Origin of the sequence: Flexivirga endophytica, assembly GCF_014640635.1 — a bacterium.
GTDB lineage: Bacteria > Actinomycetota > Actinomycetes > Actinomycetales > Dermatophilaceae > Flexivirga > Flexivirga endophytica.
Genome location: NZ_BMHI01000005.1, coordinates 114,057 through 128,570 on the forward strand (window position 1 = coordinate 114,057; position 14,514 = coordinate 128,570).

The following is a 14,514-nucleotide window of genomic DNA, read 5'->3' on the forward strand; positions in this document are numbered from 1 at the left end:
GCGACCTCAGTCGCGCAGCTGATCGAAGGTCACACCGACCTCGCCGAGCATCTCGCGCAGGACCGGCAGGCTCAAGCCGACCACGTTGTGGTGGTCGCCCTCGATGCGACGGACGAACGGTCCGCCGAGGCCGTCGATCGTGAACGCGCCTGCGACGTGCAGCGGTTCGCCGGTGCCGACATACGCCTCGATCTCCGCGTCGGTGAGATCGGCGAAGTGCACGACCGTCGAGGCGACGACGCCGAACGTCGCACCGGTCGACTCCTCCCGACCATCGACCAGCCAGTGGCCGGTGTGTAGCGAGCCGGAGCGCCCGCGCATCTGTCGCCATCGGTCGATGGCCTCTGCGGCATCGGCGGGTTTGCCGAATGTCGCGTCCTCGAACTCCAGCACCGAATCACAGCCCAGGACCAACGCATCGGCATCGGTGTCGGACGCCACGGCCTCGCACTTGGCACGCGCCAGCAGCAGCGCGACGTCGTCCGCGGCGAGGGTCGCGCCGAGACCTTCCTCGGCGGCCGCGATGACGGCGCGCTCGTCGACATCGGACACGATCACTTCCGGTTCGACACCGGCCGATCGCAATGTCGTGAGGCGGGCGGGGGAGGCGGAGGCGAGGACGAGGTCGACAGTCACGACCGACAAGCTTATGGGCAGCGGTGCGGCCACGCGGCGTTCCGCGGTGAGGAAGTCAGCCGAGGACATGCTGAGGCGGCGTGCAGCGTTGAGGGACTCAGCCAAGGACACTGTCCGCGAAGCACCAGCGCCAGCCCTCGCCGGGCTCGAAGGAACGCATCACCGGGTGGTCGGTCTCGGCGTAGTGCTTGCTGGCGTGCTTGCCGACCGAGGAGTCGCAGCAGCCGACGTGGCCGCAGGCCAGGCACAACCGCAGGTGTACCCAGACCGTGCCGTCGCGCAGGCACTCCTCGCAGCCCTCCGGGGTGTTGGGGTCGACGGCGAACGGCGCATCGGCGAGGTGCTCACAACCGAACTGGCGTTCTTCGGGCGTGAGCAGGACGCGCTCGTTCAAGGCTTCGTCGTGGTCCCGCACCCTGGCAATCATAGATTCCTCGACGTCGAGCAGCTGCATGACTTGCTGCAGGACATCGTGGTCCATGATGCCCTTGTCGCGCAGCTTGAGGACCTTGGCGCGTTCGGCCTCCAGCATGGCCGAGCGCAGTCGGCGGTAGGCATCCGACGGTGTCTCGCTGGTGTCGTCGCTGTGCCCCAGCCGCTCCCAGGCGAGGTTGGCCCGCCGGGTGCCCTGGTGCCGCAGCGAGATGAGGACCTGCTCCGGGACCTCGAACTCGCTGTCGTCCAGCTCCTCGTCCAAGCGCCGGTTGCCTGCGTTGACCGCGGCCTGGGTGAGCTGTGCGGTCTGCAGGGCGTCCTCGCGTGGATCGGGGCCGTGCAGGTCGAGTCTGCGGGAGAGGAAACCGAGCGAGAACCCTTGCAGCACCAGCGTTCCCACCGTCACGAACAAAGCGATGAAGACCATCGCCTGGCGTTCCGGCGTCTCGCGCGGCAGCAGGAATGCCGCCGCGAGGGTCACCACGCCGCGCATGCCCGCCCAGGACGCGATCGCGGTCTCACGCCCGGACATCGCCGTGCTCGACCACCCCATCCGCCGGCTGACGATCTCCGAGCCGAGCAACCAGATCGGGCGCAGCGCCATGACGGTCAGCAGCACCAGCACCGCGATCGCGAAGGTGCGACCGAGGCCGCTGCCGGAATGCCGCACGCCCTCGACGATGGTCCGGGTCTGCAGGCCGATCAGCAGGAAGACCATGTTCTCCAGCAGGAAGGTTATCGACGCCCAGTTCAGGCGTTCGGAGACCCGTGACTGGGCGGTCTGGATCTTCGGCGCGGCGTGGCTGGTGGCGACGCCGCAGACCACGGCCGCGATGACGCCGGACGCGTGCACCTCCTCGGCCGGCAGGTAGGCGATCCACGGGCTGAGGAAGCTCAGCGCGACCACCGTGACGGTGTCGGTCACGTGTCGCCATACCCACGAGACGAGGAGGTAGGCGACGAAGCCGATCGCCGCACCTCCGACCGAGGCCCACAGGAAGTCCCTTCCGGCAGTGAAAACCGTTGTGGCGCCGGCACCTCCGGCGATCAGCCCCTTGGCCGTGTTGACCGTGACGAGGGCGGTCGCGTCGTTGAAGAGCGACTCGCCCTCGAGCACCGACACCACCCGGCGGGGCAGGCCGATGCGCCGGGCGACCGCGGTGGCAGCGACCGCGTCCGGCGGGGCGACCACCGCACCCAGCGCGACCGCCGCCGCGAACGGCACGTCCAGCAGCTTCCACGCCACCAGCGCCACACCGAATGCCGTGAAGAGCACCAGCAGGACCGACATCTGCAGGATCTGCCGTCGCTCCCGGCTGAGGTCGATCAGTGAGGTGTTGGACGCCGCGGCGAACAGCAGCGGCGGGAGGAACCCGAGCAGGACGATCTCGGGGTCGACCTCGAACGGGTAGGGCATGAACGGCAGGAACGAGACCACCGCACCCACCGCGACCAGCAACAGCGGCGCGGACAGTCGGATCCAGCGCGCGATGGTCGCGAGCACGACCACCGAGGCGGTCAGCAGGAAGATCGGCAGGGCGATGTGCACGAGAGGTCACTCTGCGCCGGCGTTGCGCGTCGCCGGCTCCCCGCAACGCGGACGCATCCCGAACCTCTGGTGCCTGTGCCAATTCACCTTCACCGGGTCATCCTTGCAGTAAGAAGGAGGTCACAGAGTGCCCAGGACCGCGCCCCGCAGCGTGTCGAGGCCCACCGAGCCGATGTCGAGCGCGCGACGGTGGAATGCCTTGAGGTCGAAGTCGGCGCCTTCGGCGGCGCGTGCCTCGTCGCGCAGCTGCAACCAGATCCGCTCACCGATCTTGTATGACGGAGCCTGTCCCGGCCAGCCGAGGTAACGGTCCAGCTCGAACCGCAGGAACCCCTCACCCATGTCGCAGTGCGCGTTGAGGAACGCCCACGCCTTGTCGTAGGTCCATGCCCCGCCGCCGAGTTCCTCCGGTGCGTCGAACCCGCAGTGCACACCGATGTCCAGCACGACGCGGGCTGCGCGCAGGGACTGCCCGTCCAGCATGCCGAGTTTGTTGCCCGGGTCCTGCAGGTAGCCGAGGTCGTCCATCAGCCGTTCGGCATACAGGGCCCAACCCTCGCCGTGGCCGGAGCACCACACGTCGAGCCGCCGCCAGGAATTGAGCAGAGCGGAGCGGAAGATCGTCTGGCCGTTCTGCAGGTGATGTCCCGGGACACCCTCGTGGTAGACGGTGGTCAGCTCACGCCAGGTGCTGAAGTCTTCCTCGCCCTTGGGCACCGACCACCACATGCGCCCGGGGCGGGAGAAGTCCTCGCTGGGTGAGGTGTAGTAAATGCCGCCGGATTGTGTTGGGGCGATGCAGCATTCGATGGTGCGGGCGGGCTCGGGGATGTCGAAGTGGGAGCCGCCGAGGTTCGCAATCGCCTCGTCGGCCTTGCCCTGCATCCAGCGCTGCAGTTCGTCGGTGCCGTGCAACGTGTAGTCCGGGTCGGAGTCGAGGACCGCCATGGCCTGCTTGACAGTCGCGCCGGGCTTGATCTGCTCGGCGATCTGCTGCATCTGGTCGGTGATGCGGGCCAGCTCCTCCTGGCCCCACGCGTAGGTCTCCTCGAGGTCGACCGTGGCACCGAGGAAATAGCGGGAGTGCAACGAGTAGGCGTCCCGGCCACAGGCATCCGACTCGGGCGCGAGCGGCAGGATCTCGGCCTGCAGCCGGTCGCCCGCCTTAGCGTATGCCGCGGCCGCCTCGTCGATCGCATCGGCGATCTGTGGGTGCTGCTCCTTCAAGATGGCGAAGTAGCCCTCGGGCGCGGTGTGGTCCTTGGTCTGCTGGATGCACGCTCGGACCTGCCGGACCGGACTGACCACATCCTTGTCGGCTGCGACGTGCAGCGACTCGAACCACTGGTCCAGCGCGCGCGGGACCGCGCGCATGCGGCGGCCGATCGTGTCGATCTGCTCGGCGGTGTCGGTCGGCATCAGGTCGAAGATGTCGCGGATGTCCTGCAACGGAGAGGCGATCACGTTCAGCGAGGCGTGCTGGAGGTGGGCGTCATACAGCTCGACGTCCAGGCCGAGGCGCTCGCGCATTGCGTCAACGGTCACCTTGTCGACGTCGTCGGCGGCGGTGACGCCGTCCAGGGCCTGCAGCGTCTCGCGGTGCAGTTGGTGCGTTCGAGCCAGTCCGGCGGGGGAGAAGTCGTCCAGCTCGTCCTGCCGGTCGGGCGACCCGAGGTAGGTGCCCCACATCGGCGAGAGCGCGAGGGCCTTTTCGTGGAAGCCGTTGGCGATGGCGTCGACGGGTGTGGGCGTGCGTGCGAGATCGTCTGTCACTCGAGCACGCTAACGCGGACGAAACGGCGTTGCACCGGGTTTGTCCGGCCGGGACAATCGCGGGGTGCTGTTCGCCAATGGTCCGGCTGAGTCCGGCGAGTCCGAGATGCCCCGCGTGCTGTCGACGAACATCGGCCGAGCAGAACCGAATCCAGCGAAAACCGTGCCCACTGGCATTCACAAACGCGCGGTCACGGAGATCAGCGTGCGTGCGCCGGGACCGAAACATGGCGGCTTCGGCAGCGGGGTGATCGAAGATTTCATCGGGGACCGCGAGCACCACGGCGGGGATGATCAGGCGGTGTATGCCGTGGCGCGCGAGGAATTGGACTGGTGGAGCGCGCAGCTGGGCCGGCGGCTCGACGACGGCATGTTCGGCGAGAACCTCACGACCGTCGGGTTGGACGTGGACCGCGCGGTCATCGGCACACGGTGGTCGGTCGGGTCCGCTGTGCTGGAGGTGACCGGTCCGCGGATCCCGTGCGGCACCTTCCGTGTGCACATGGCTGAGCGCGGTTGGCTGAAGAGGTATGTCGAGCACGGCCTCTCCGGAGCGTACCTGCGGGTGGTGACGCCAGGCGTCATACGGCCGGGTGACGGTGTGCGGGTGCACGATCGCCCCGCGCACGGTGTGGGGGTGCCCACCGCGTTCCGGGCGTTCTACGGGGATGTCGACGCGATGCGGGCTGTGGTCGAGGCGGGTGTGTTGAACGCTGACGAGCGCGAGCAGATGGCGGAAAAAAATCACCCTCTCTTGACTGAGCGCTGACCCGAGCATCACTCGCGCATGACGTGCCGGGCGTAGCGTCGAGAACCATGAAATGTCGCTTGCTCGTTGCAGTTTCAGCTGGTTCTGTCGCATTCGGTATGGCGGCGGCGACCACCCCCGCAGATGCCTCCGAGGTCGGGCACGTCTCGGGAACGGTGGCCGCCGCTCAACTGAAACTGGGCATGTCGGGGACGTCCGCGGACGCGAAGGCCGATCTGCCGACGTTGACGGTCAAGGCGAAGGGTTCGATGGACGGGTACAGCCGCGACCTGTTCCCGCACTGGCGGGACGCGTCGACGTGGGGCTGGCCGGTCGAGCCGAACAACGCGTGCAATGCGCGCAACGCGGCGCTCTACCGGGACGGCGAGAACGTCACGATGTCGTCCACCTGCACCAGCTTGCAGGGCACGTGGGTCGATCCGTACGGCGCCGGGAAGTATGACGAGGCGTCCGACATCGACATCGATCACGTTGTGCCGCTTGGTGATGCCTACGCGACCGGCGCCGCGGCGTGGGACACCACGAAACGCACGCAGTACGCGAACGACCCATTGGTGCTCGTGTCGTCCGACGACTCGCTCAACCAGTCCAAGGGCGACGACGACCCGTCGGAGTGGAAGCCGCCGAACAGCGCGTCGTTCTGTCTCTACGCCACGCGCTGGGTGCTGATCAAGGACAAGTACGGGCTGTGGGTGACCAGTAGTGAGAAGAGCGCGCTGAACAGCATGCTTGCGACCTGCTGAGCCGCGGCATGCGGGTCGTAGCGGTGAGGAACGAGCCCGCCTCATGCTGGTCGAGTAGGTCGAGCCGCTAGGCGAGACCGTATCGAGACCACCTGTGGCTGTTGCGTTTTCGTGCGACCGTCGTTTCATTGGTCCTGTTCGAGCCGAGCACGGATCAGATCGGTTGTCGCCATGAGCGATCCACGAGCATCGACCCATACGGCATCGGGGCGAGTGTGACGAAGCTCGTCCAATGACCGTGCGAGTGCTTCGGCGTCCCGAGCGCCGACGAGCTGATTGTTCACGTCGTGTTCGGGACGATCAGGGCGTGCAGTGCGTGCGCCGATCCGTTCGGCGAGTGCGACGGCGTCGAGGTCAAGTACGAACTCGTGGAACCGAGCTCGGCACGCGACGGCAAGACTCTCGAGTTCCTCGATGAACGATGTCCGGGCGAGGTATTGCCCGATGAAGACATCGTGCCCGCTGGCAAGTTGCTCCTTGGCCGCAGCGACACTCAACCGCCTCGCGTGAAGGCCGGAGCGCAGTGGATCCTCGTCCCAGCGTCCCAGCGCATGCTTGATCGAGTCGATTTCGAGAGCGAACGCCAGCGGCTGTTCCGTGGCGAGCAGGGCAGCGATCGTTGACTTGCCGGAGCCCGGTGCTCCGTTGATCAGGATCAGTCGTGGCATGCAGCAAGCGTAGGTGTCGCGTGCTATTCCTCGGAGTCCTCCGATGGCTCACTCCGAAGGTGTGTTTCCAGGCTCGACATCGTGCTCGAAGGCTGCTTCGAGGTCGATGTCATGGGTGTCCGCCAGGACGATGACCGACCACAGACAGCGAGCTCGTGCGCGACCGCCATGAATGCCTCGGCGGTCATGGCCGTTGCGGGAACTGTTGTGGCTGTTGTGGTTTCGGCTTGGGTGGTTGTCGGTCGGCGAGCTGCTGCGATCGCCCACCGTCCCCGCCCTTGCTCAACTGGGACCAGCGCTGGATGACGGGTGCGACGACCGGCGCGCCGACGATGACCAGGGTGACGACCGCCAGGACGGCATTGCCGAGGAGGGTCATCGGTTCAGGAAGAACGCTGTGGTGATCGCGGCCATGACGGTGATGATCCCGGTCCGCAGCACGGAGGAGCTCACTCGACGGGCACCGCGCGCGCCCACCCAGCCGCCGGCGACTCCGGCGAGTAGGACGGGGATGGTCGCCGCCCAACTGATGCTCGAGGTCGCGACGAAGAAGAGGACGGCGATGGCTCGGGCCGCGCCCACCATGAGGTTCTTCGCCGGATTGAGTTCGTGCAGATCGGCGGTACTGAGCAGACTCCAGGTCGCCATCATCAGAATGCCCACGGCGCCGCCGATGTACCCGCCATACACGCCGAGCACGAATTGGCTGACCAGCACGGTGTGCGCGGGCAGCGTCAGGCGGCTGCGAAGTGCCTTGCCCACCGAACGCCCGACAGCGAACGTCACCGTGGCGAAGAGGAGCAGCCACGGAACGACGGCGCCGAACACGGCTGAGGGCGTGTTGACCAGCAACGCTGCCCCGATCAGCCCGCCGCCGGCCGTGATGGCGACGAGCATCCGGAGCGACGCACCGGCGATCGGCGCGAGGTCCCGGCGTGCCGCGGTGGCGCTCGCGACGCTGCCGGGGAACAGTGCAACGCTGCTCGAAGCATTCGCCACAACCGGATGCACACCCGCAGTGATCATGGCCGGTAACGTGACGAATGAGCCGCCACCACCTGCAGCATTCATCGCGCCACCCACGAAACCTGCTGCCAGCAAAAGGATCAGCGACTCCCACAAACTCACGATGTCGAACGTGCCGGGCAACGGAGTGTTGCACAATGCGGAATCTCCGAAGTCAGGGTCTGCCTGAAACGAAGGCTGTGGTACCAAGGCGGTATGTCGCCCATCGGACCATCGCTGCGATTCGACCTGACCGACCTGGCGCTGTTCATCAGCATCGCCGAGTCTGGCAGCATCACGCGTGGCGCGGAACGAGCCCACCTCGCACTCGCTTCCGCCAGCGCCCGCGTGCGAGGGATGGAGGCCGGTCTGGGAGTCCCACTGCTCGATCGAGGCCGTCGCGGGGTCACGCTGACCGAGGCGGGACAACTGCTGCTACGTCACGCGCGGTCCATCTCCCAGGACATCGACGAGCTGAATCTCGAGTTGGCGGCATACGCCGAAGGGCACGGTGCGACCGTGCGCCTGCTCGCCAACACGGCGAGCACTGCGAGCCTGGTCACGGCCGCGGTCACGTCGTTCCTGGCGGACCGATCGGCCGTCCGTGTCGACCTCGAGCAGCGACCCAGCCGTCGCGCTGTCGTGGAGATCGCCGAACGCCGTGCCGACCTGGGCATCGTGTCCGACAGTGCCGATCTGGGGACGCTGCAGACCCGCACACTGCGTGAGGACCCGCTCGTCGTGCTCTGCGCGCCGCGTGGGCCACTGGCACGCCGCAAGAAGGTGTCGATCGTCGAAGTCATCGAGCGGCCGTTCGTCGGCTTGAGCCACGGCAATGCGCTCGCCGAACACCTCGAGGACCACGCCCTGCCACTGGGGTCACGCTTCGCCTACCGCGTGCGGCTGCACAGTGTCGATGCGGTGTGCCAGGCGGTCGCCGCCGGCATCGGCATCACGATCCTGCCCCGGCACGCCGTGCAGGAATGGATCGACGACGGGTCGCTCGTCGCGGTGAGGCTCGACGAGTCCTGGGCCGAACGGACCCTGGTCGTGTGCTTCGTCGCCGAACGCGAGCTCTCACCGACAGCCCGGGCGCTGCGCGATCATCTCGTCGCCGGCTCGCGCTGATCGATCAGCGCCGTGCCAGGGTGGCGCAATGAAGGTGATGCGTCCGGCAGAGGTTGTCGCTGCCGGATCCCGGCTCCTGGCACGCGGGTTGCGGCTGCGCCGCGTGCTCAGCGGAGGCCAGCACGCGATCACCGTGCTGGCGACTGCCGGCGCGGGCGACGACGCCGAATCCTATGTCGTCCGTGCGTTTCCGCACGCGTCCCCGGCGGTCGAGCACGAGCTCGGCGTGCTGCACCGACTCGGCCCACTCGGTGCGCTCGCACCCCGGCTCGTCGCCCACGGCGAAGAGTCCGGCCACCCCGTGATCGTGACCTCCGCGCTCGACGGTGCGCACCCGGATCCCGGACTGTCGCGGCATGCGATCGCTGAGCAGATGGCGATCGCCCTCGCGCAGATCCACCGGCTCGACGGCGCAGGTCTTCGTCGCGAGCCGCAGGAGCCGCCGGCACGAGCCGGTCGGCTCGCCACACGTGCGCACGAAGAGTGGACCCGGCTCGACCTGAACGACCGGGTGCTGACGCATTTCGACTTCTGGTGCGGCAACGCGCTCTGGGACGGCGACCAGTTGGTCGGAGTGGTCGACTGGAACGGCGCCCGATGGGCACCTCGTGGAGTGGACGTCGCGTGGTGTCGTCAGGATCTGGTGCTGCTCGGCTCCCCGAGCGCCGCGGAGCACTTCCTCCGTACCTACGAGATGCACTCCGGGAACGCAGTTCCCGACATACACGCCTGGGATGTTCTTGCTGCCGAGCACGCCGACCCCCACGTCGCGACGTGGGACGTGAACTATCTGGGCATCGGCCGTGACGACATCACGGGGCCGCTCCTGCGCGGACGACTTGACCGCTGGATCGAGGAGTTGCTCGGCTGAGTAGCCTCAGCCGCCAATCGCCGACACGGCACTCAGCACGCCGAGCACCACCATCACGACGGCTGCCACCCGCGTGATCCAGACGATCGGCAGCACCTTCAGCAGCGTCTTGCCGCCGAGTATGGCGAGCAGTGCGACTGTCCACAGGCCGAGCGTCACACCGATTCCGACCGACAACGGATCGTCATACTTCGCAGCGAGATTCGCCGTGAGGATCTGGGTGAGGTCACCCCACTCGGCGACGAAGATCACGCCATACCCGAGCGAGGCGACCTTGAAGAACCCGGCACCGTCGAACTTGCCGGAGACCGCGTCCGCGCTCTCGGCCTCACCTTCGGCCTCTATCTCGTCCTGGTGCGCACCCTCGCGCCAGATCAGCCAGGCGCCGAGGAGGAAGAGCACGGCGACCAGAGCCTCGACCAGTCGACCCGGCAGGAGCGACAGCAACTGGCCGGCGCTGACCGCGATCATGACGTGGGTCAGGAACGCCGCGGCTATGCCGGTGAACACCCACGGCCACGGGAAGCGCGTGCCGAGAACGAGTCCGGCGACGGCGCTCTTGTCCGGGAGCTCGGCCACGAAGGCGAGCGCGAAGACGGTGAGGATGATTCCGAGGTCGAGCACGAAGGTCCTTGGCTTCGGGCCGGAACGCCGTGCCGGGCAACAAAAAGGACGAGCACGTCGAACCGGCAGCGGATAGCTGTCATGGTTCGAACGTCTCGTCCAGTCACCTGTCGGTGACCCCGGACACCGGGCGGCGGGCCGCCAGTATGTCGACATCCGGTCGAGGGACTACTCCCGTTCACGACAAAGGCTAACGGGGCCGCGCCCGAGATGCACATCGCGCGGACCCCGTCGAGCCGGATGGCGCGAGAAGTCGCCGGGCCGCGACGACTAACCTGGGTGACGTGAGCCACTTCCTGGATCGATCGGAGATCAACGATCGGCTCGAGAGCACTCCCTGGCGCGACATCGACGTCAGTCCTGAAGTGGCATCCACCAACGACGAGCTGATGCGCGATCCGCGCCCGTGGCGGGCGCTGGTCACCGACAACCAGGTCGCCGGCCGTGGCCGGCTCGACCGTAGTTGGGTCGCGCCCGCCGGGACCTCGATAGCCCTGTCAGCGACCCTGCCGCTGCCGCGCGATGCGACCCGCTGGGGCTGGGTGCCGTTGCTCGTCGGTGTCGCCGTACGCCGCGCGGTCCGCGATCTGACCGGCGCATCGATCGGGCTGAAATGGCCCAATGACGTGCTCGCTCGCGCCGACGCGCGCGCTCCCTGGTCGAAGCTCGCCGGCATCCTGTGCCAGGCCACCGGTGGCGCAGACCCGAGCGTCGTCGTCGGGATCGGGATCAACGTGCACCAGACCGCCGAGGAGCTGCCGGTCGACACCGCGACGTCCCTGCACCTCGTCGGGCACGACGTGCGTTGTGAGGACCTGATCGTCGGCGTGTTGCGCGCCCTCGCGCAGATCCAGCAGGAGTGGGACGGCGACGGCGAGGACAGCGCCTATCGGGCCGCCTGCGTGACGGTGGGACAACAGGTGCGGGTCGAGATGTCCGGCGACGAATCGGTCACCGGCCCGGCCTTGGACATCGACGCCATGGGCCGGCTGGTCGTCGACACGCCGGAGGGCCCGGTGCCGCACGCGGTGGGAGACGTCATACACATCCGGCCGGGCGAGATGGACCTGTTGCCCGAGCCGGACCCGCACGATCGGGCCGCTTTCGTCGACGCCCTCGAGGAACGGCTGCTCGGTGCGCCGCGTTCGATGCGGCGCTCGGACATCGCCCGGGGAGCGGGTGTGACCGAGGAGGAGACCAGCCGGCTGTGGCGGGCGCTCGGTTTTGCGAGCGCCCGGGACGAGGACGTGGTCTTCTCCGAGGCCGATCTGACGGCGGTGCAGGCGGTCGCGCGAACCGTCCGGGACGGCGAGTTGGACGAGGCCACCGTGCTCGGTCTCGCGCGTGCCGTAGGCCGGTCGACCGATCGGCTCGCCATGTGGTCGCTGCAGGTGATCACCGACATGGTCACCGGCGACGACGGCATCGGGGTCGACAGCAGGGTCGCCCGGCTCGCCGCACAGCGCGCGGTCGACGTCGCCGAGGAGCTCACCCCTCTGATCACCTATGTATGGCGCCGCAATCTCGCCGTCGCGATCTCTCGGATGATCGCCGATTCGGAGCCGGAGTCGCACATCGGCGTACGCCGGACGATCGGTTTCGCCGACCTGGTCAACTTCACCCAGCTGACCCGGCAACTGGGGGAGCGGGAGCTCGCCGCGCTGGTGCAGCGCTTCGAGTCCCTGGCGTCCGACGTCGTGGCGACGCAGGGTGGTGCCGTCGTCAAAACCGTCGGCGACGAGATCCTCTTCTCGCACACAACCGTCGAGGGCGCGGTCGCGATCGCGTTCGACCTGATCGATCAGGCTGCCGCCGACGATCTGATCCCGCGGATGCGGGTCGGGGTTGCGACCGGGCGGGTGTTGGCCCGGCTCGGCGATGTCTACGGAAACACCGTCAACCGGGCGAGTCGGCTGTCCGGGGCCGCTGAGCCAGGCACGGTGCTCGCCGACTCCGACGTGGCGGCGGCGCTCACCGACGATCCGCACGTGCGAGCGGTCGCGCGTGAGGCGATTCACCTACCCGGAATCGGACAAATCACCTCGTGGGTCCTATCCAGGCGTCATGGAGAACTACTATCGCCACCATGACCCGTGTCTTGTTGGCCGAGGACGATCCTGCAATCTCCGAACCACTCGCTCGCGCGCTGCGACGGGAGGGTTACGCCGTCGATGTCCGCGAGGACGGGCTGACGGCGCTCGACGGTGCGCAGAGCGGCCCGGACCTGGTCATCCTCGATCTCGGTCTTCCGTCGATCGACGGTCTGGAAGTATGTCGCCGTCTGCGCAACTCCGGCAGCTCCGTCCCGGTCCTGATCCTCACCGCCCGCGCTGACGAGGTCGACACCGTCGTCGGGCTCGATGCGGGCGCCGACGACTACGTCACCAAGCCGTTCCGTCTTGCGGAGTTGCTGGCGCGGGCCCGGGCGCTCTTGCGCCGTACCCCGCCGGAGGAAGCGGAGTCCGCACCGCTGGTGCGGCTCGACGCAGAAGCCCGCCGAGCCTTCGTCGGCGACAACGAGTTGCAATTGACCGCAAAGGAGTTCGAGTTGCTCCGGGTTCTCGTGCGCGAGCAGGGGAAGGTCGTGTCCCGCGAGCAGCTGATGCACGAGATCTGGGAGACCGCCTGGCTCGGCTCGACCAAGACGCTCGACATGCACGTCTCGGTGTTGCGTCGGAAACTGGGCGACGACGCGACCCGACCCCGTTTCATCACCACGGTGCGCGGCGTCGGCTTCCGTTTCGAGCCCGCTGGCGGAAGCTGACTGACCATTGCGCGCCAGACTCCTGCGGGCCGGGCCGCGGATCGCTGCGCCGGCGGTGTTGCTTGTCCTGCTCCCGGCGCTGGTGCTGGTGTCGTCGTGGTGGCACCGCGTGGTGCTGCTGGTGGCGGCGGCACTCGGCGCGGCACTCGCCTGGTGGCTGACGACTCGGGAGGCCGAGGACACTGCCGGCCCGGTCGAGGAGCTCACCCGCCGTGCGGAGCGGGTCGAGGACGGGCCGGTCATCTTCGAGCCGCTCCGGAGCGGCATCGACGAGATCGACCGGATCTCACAGGTCTTCGAAGGGCGAGCGGCTGAACTGACCGCCACCCTGGCCGCGGAACGCGAGTTCGCCTCGGATGCCAGTCACCAGCTGCGCACACCGCTTACCGCGTTGCTGATGCGGCTGGACGAGATCTCGATCAGCGACGACATCGACCAGATCCACGAGGAAGCCACCGTCGGCATCGCGCAGGTCGAGCGGCTCACCACTGTGGTCGACAAGTTGCTGCAGCGCGCCCGGGAGAGCCCGTCCGGCCCGCTGCCCACCATCTCCCTGGACTCGGTGATCGCCGAGTTGCAGCGCGAATGGCAGCCGGCGTTCGCCGATGCCCGGCGTAGCGTGAAGGTCAGCGGTGAGCGCGGCCTCCAGGTCGTCGCGAGTCGCAGCGGCCTGTCCCAGATCCTCGCGACTCTGCTGGAGAACACCCTGCAGCACGGCACCGGCACCGTGGAGGTGATGGCTCGCCGCAACGGACCGTCGGTGGTCGTCGAGGTCAGCGATCAGGGCAAGGGCGTCGATGCCGCGATCGCGCCGCACATCTTCAAGCGCCGGGTCACCACCGGCGGCACTGGTCTGGGCCTGGCGCTGGCGCGCGACCTGGCCGGCGCCAACGGCGGCCGGTTGGAGTTGCGGAGCGCGCAGCCGGCGGTGTTCGCGTTGTTCTTGTCGGAGGGTGAAGCGGCACCGTCCGCGCTACAGCGCAACCACGATTAGGCCGGCCTGTCGCTCTGGCGTGCGTCCTCGCGCTGCAACGGCTCGGCAAGTGCCTGCCCCGCGGTCTCCTCGGTCAGCGGCTCGTTGCGGAAGACCAACTGCTTGTACGCCCAGAAACGGATGATGGTGCCGAGGCCGATGCCGAACATCGCGTTGAAGTTCAGCCAGAACTTCCCGTCGAGACCGAGCACGTAGTGCGCGAAGGCGACCCAGAGCACCGACACCGCCAGCGCGACGCCGTTGACGCCGAAGAACAACACCACCTCGTGGTGGACAGGACGGTTGCGGCGGTGCCGGAACGTCCAGTAGCGGTTGCCGACCCAGGCGAAGAGCGTGGCGACGCTGCCGCTGATGATCTTGGCGGCGGTCACCTTGGTGGGCATCGGGCCCGCGATCAGCAGGTTGTAGAGGCCCATGTCGATGATGATGTTGACGACACCGATAACGCCGAACTTCGCCAGCTCGCGCCACAGCGAGCGGACCAGCTCGATCAACCTCGCCCCAATCACGTCATTCAGCGTACGGGGCGCGCGCTGAGAGCGGGCTGAGTACCCC

General features: G+C 67.9%; 15 protein-coding genes. 7 read left to right on the plus strand and 8 right to left on the minus strand.

All coding sequences use genetic code 11. From position 1 onward, the window contains the following. Nucleotides 1-6: 6 nt before the first annotated feature. From IEX71_RS15805 to IEX71_RS15815, 3 genes are all read right to left on the minus strand, one after another. Nucleotides 7-636, minus strand: a complete 630-nt coding sequence (locus IEX71_RS15805) for a Maf family protein (RefSeq protein ID WP_229749788.1) — start codon at nucleotides 634-636, stop codon at nucleotides 7-9. Nucleotides 637-733: 97 nt separating this feature from the next. Beyond that, a complete protein-coding gene (locus IEX71_RS15810) occupies nucleotides 734-2,620 on the minus strand; it encodes a Na+/H+ antiporter (RefSeq protein WP_188838024.1) in 1,887 nt (628 codons plus the stop codon). Between the two features lie 120 nt (nucleotides 2,621-2,740). Next, nucleotides 2,741-4,393 carry a DUF885 domain-containing protein gene (locus IEX71_RS15815; RefSeq protein ID WP_229749789.1) on the minus strand — a complete coding sequence of 551 codons (1,653 nt, stop codon included), beginning with the start codon at nucleotides 4,391-4,393 and terminating at the stop codon, nucleotides 2,741-2,743. Nucleotides 4,394-4,598: 205 nt separating this feature from the next. Between IEX71_RS15815 and IEX71_RS15820 the strand changes: the two genes are divergently transcribed. Together IEX71_RS15820 and IEX71_RS15825 are read left to right on the plus strand one after the other, a co-directional pair. Next, nucleotides 4,599-5,162: an MOSC domain-containing protein gene (locus IEX71_RS15820; protein WP_229749790.1), complete on the plus strand. Its 564-nt coding sequence runs from the start codon at nucleotides 4,599-4,601 to the stop codon at nucleotides 5,160-5,162. Nucleotides 5,163-5,209: 47 nt separating this feature from the next. After that, the gene (locus IEX71_RS15825; RefSeq protein ID WP_188838025.1) at nucleotides 5,210-5,905 is read left to right on the plus strand and encodes an HNH endonuclease family protein; all 696 of its coding nucleotides are present in this window, start codon (nucleotides 5,210-5,212) and stop codon (nucleotides 5,903-5,905) included. A gap of 125 nt (nucleotides 5,906-6,030) precedes the next feature. On the opposite strand, the gene IEX71_RS15830 is transcribed toward IEX71_RS15825, so the two are convergent. The 3 genes from IEX71_RS15830 to IEX71_RS15840 all read right to left on the minus strand — a co-directional run bounded on the left by IEX71_RS15830 (nucleotide 6,031) and on the right by IEX71_RS15840 (nucleotide 7,701). After that, a complete protein-coding gene (locus tag IEX71_RS15830) occupies nucleotides 6,031-6,573 on the minus strand; it encodes a P-loop nucleotide/nucleoside kinase family protein (RefSeq protein WP_188838026.1) in 543 nt (180 codons plus the stop codon). A gap of 184 nt (nucleotides 6,574-6,757) precedes the next feature. After that, a complete protein-coding gene (locus IEX71_RS15835; protein WP_188838027.1) occupies nucleotides 6,758-6,952 on the minus strand; it encodes a hypothetical protein in 195 nt (64 codons plus the stop codon). Further along, the gene (locus IEX71_RS15840; protein WP_229749791.1) at nucleotides 6,949-7,701 is read right to left on the minus strand and encodes a sulfite exporter TauE/SafE family protein; all 753 of its coding nucleotides are present in this window, start codon (nucleotides 7,699-7,701) and stop codon (nucleotides 6,949-6,951) included. The genes IEX71_RS15835 and IEX71_RS15840 overlap by 4 nt, the downstream gene beginning before the upstream one ends. A gap of 93 nt (nucleotides 7,702-7,794) precedes the next feature. Here IEX71_RS15840 and IEX71_RS15845 point away from each other — a divergent pair, with 93 nt between their 5' ends. Both IEX71_RS15845 and IEX71_RS15850 read left to right on the plus strand, forming a co-directional pair. Next, nucleotides 7,795-8,706, plus strand: a complete 912-nt coding sequence (locus tag IEX71_RS15845) for a LysR family transcriptional regulator (protein WP_188838028.1) — start codon at nucleotides 7,795-7,797, stop codon at nucleotides 8,704-8,706. A gap of 28 nt (nucleotides 8,707-8,734) precedes the next feature. Further along, entirely contained in the window at nucleotides 8,735-9,577 is an 843-nt protein-coding gene (locus IEX71_RS15850; RefSeq protein ID WP_188838029.1) for a phosphotransferase family protein, read from the plus strand. A gap of 6 nt (nucleotides 9,578-9,583) precedes the next feature. Here the strand turns inward: IEX71_RS15850 and IEX71_RS15855 are convergent, their stop codons facing one another. Then, nucleotides 9,584-10,201: a TMEM165/GDT1 family protein gene (locus tag IEX71_RS15855; protein WP_229749792.1), complete on the minus strand. Its 618-nt coding sequence runs from the start codon at nucleotides 10,199-10,201 to the stop codon at nucleotides 9,584-9,586. Nucleotides 10,202-10,485: 284 nt separating this feature from the next. On the opposite strand from IEX71_RS15855, the gene IEX71_RS15860 reads away from it, so the two are divergent. From IEX71_RS15860 to IEX71_RS15870, 3 genes are read left to right on the plus strand one after another with little or no spacing between them, the layout of a single operon-like run. Continuing rightward, nucleotides 10,486-12,291 (plus strand): biotin--[acetyl-CoA-carboxylase] ligase, encoded by a 1,806-nt coding sequence (locus IEX71_RS15860; protein ID WP_188838031.1) that lies wholly within the window; start codon nucleotides 10,486-10,488, stop codon nucleotides 12,289-12,291. After that, the gene (locus IEX71_RS15865; RefSeq protein ID WP_188838032.1) at nucleotides 12,288-12,965 is read left to right on the plus strand and encodes a response regulator transcription factor; all 678 of its coding nucleotides are present in this window, start codon (nucleotides 12,288-12,290) and stop codon (nucleotides 12,963-12,965) included. Before IEX71_RS15860 ends, IEX71_RS15865 begins: the two co-directional genes overlap by 4 nt. A gap of 7 nt (nucleotides 12,966-12,972) precedes the next feature. Then, nucleotides 12,973-13,959: a sensor histidine kinase gene (locus IEX71_RS15870; protein WP_188838033.1), complete on the plus strand. Its 987-nt coding sequence runs from the start codon at nucleotides 12,973-12,975 to the stop codon at nucleotides 13,957-13,959. Here the strand turns inward: IEX71_RS15870 and IEX71_RS15875 are convergent. Beyond that, on the minus strand, nucleotides 13,956-14,468 hold the full coding sequence (locus tag IEX71_RS15875) for a GtrA family protein (protein WP_229749793.1): 513 nt from the start codon (nucleotides 14,466-14,468) through the stop codon (nucleotides 13,956-13,958). The genes IEX71_RS15870 and IEX71_RS15875 overlap by 4 nt on opposite strands. Between the last annotated feature and the right edge of the window lie 46 nt (nucleotides 14,469-14,514).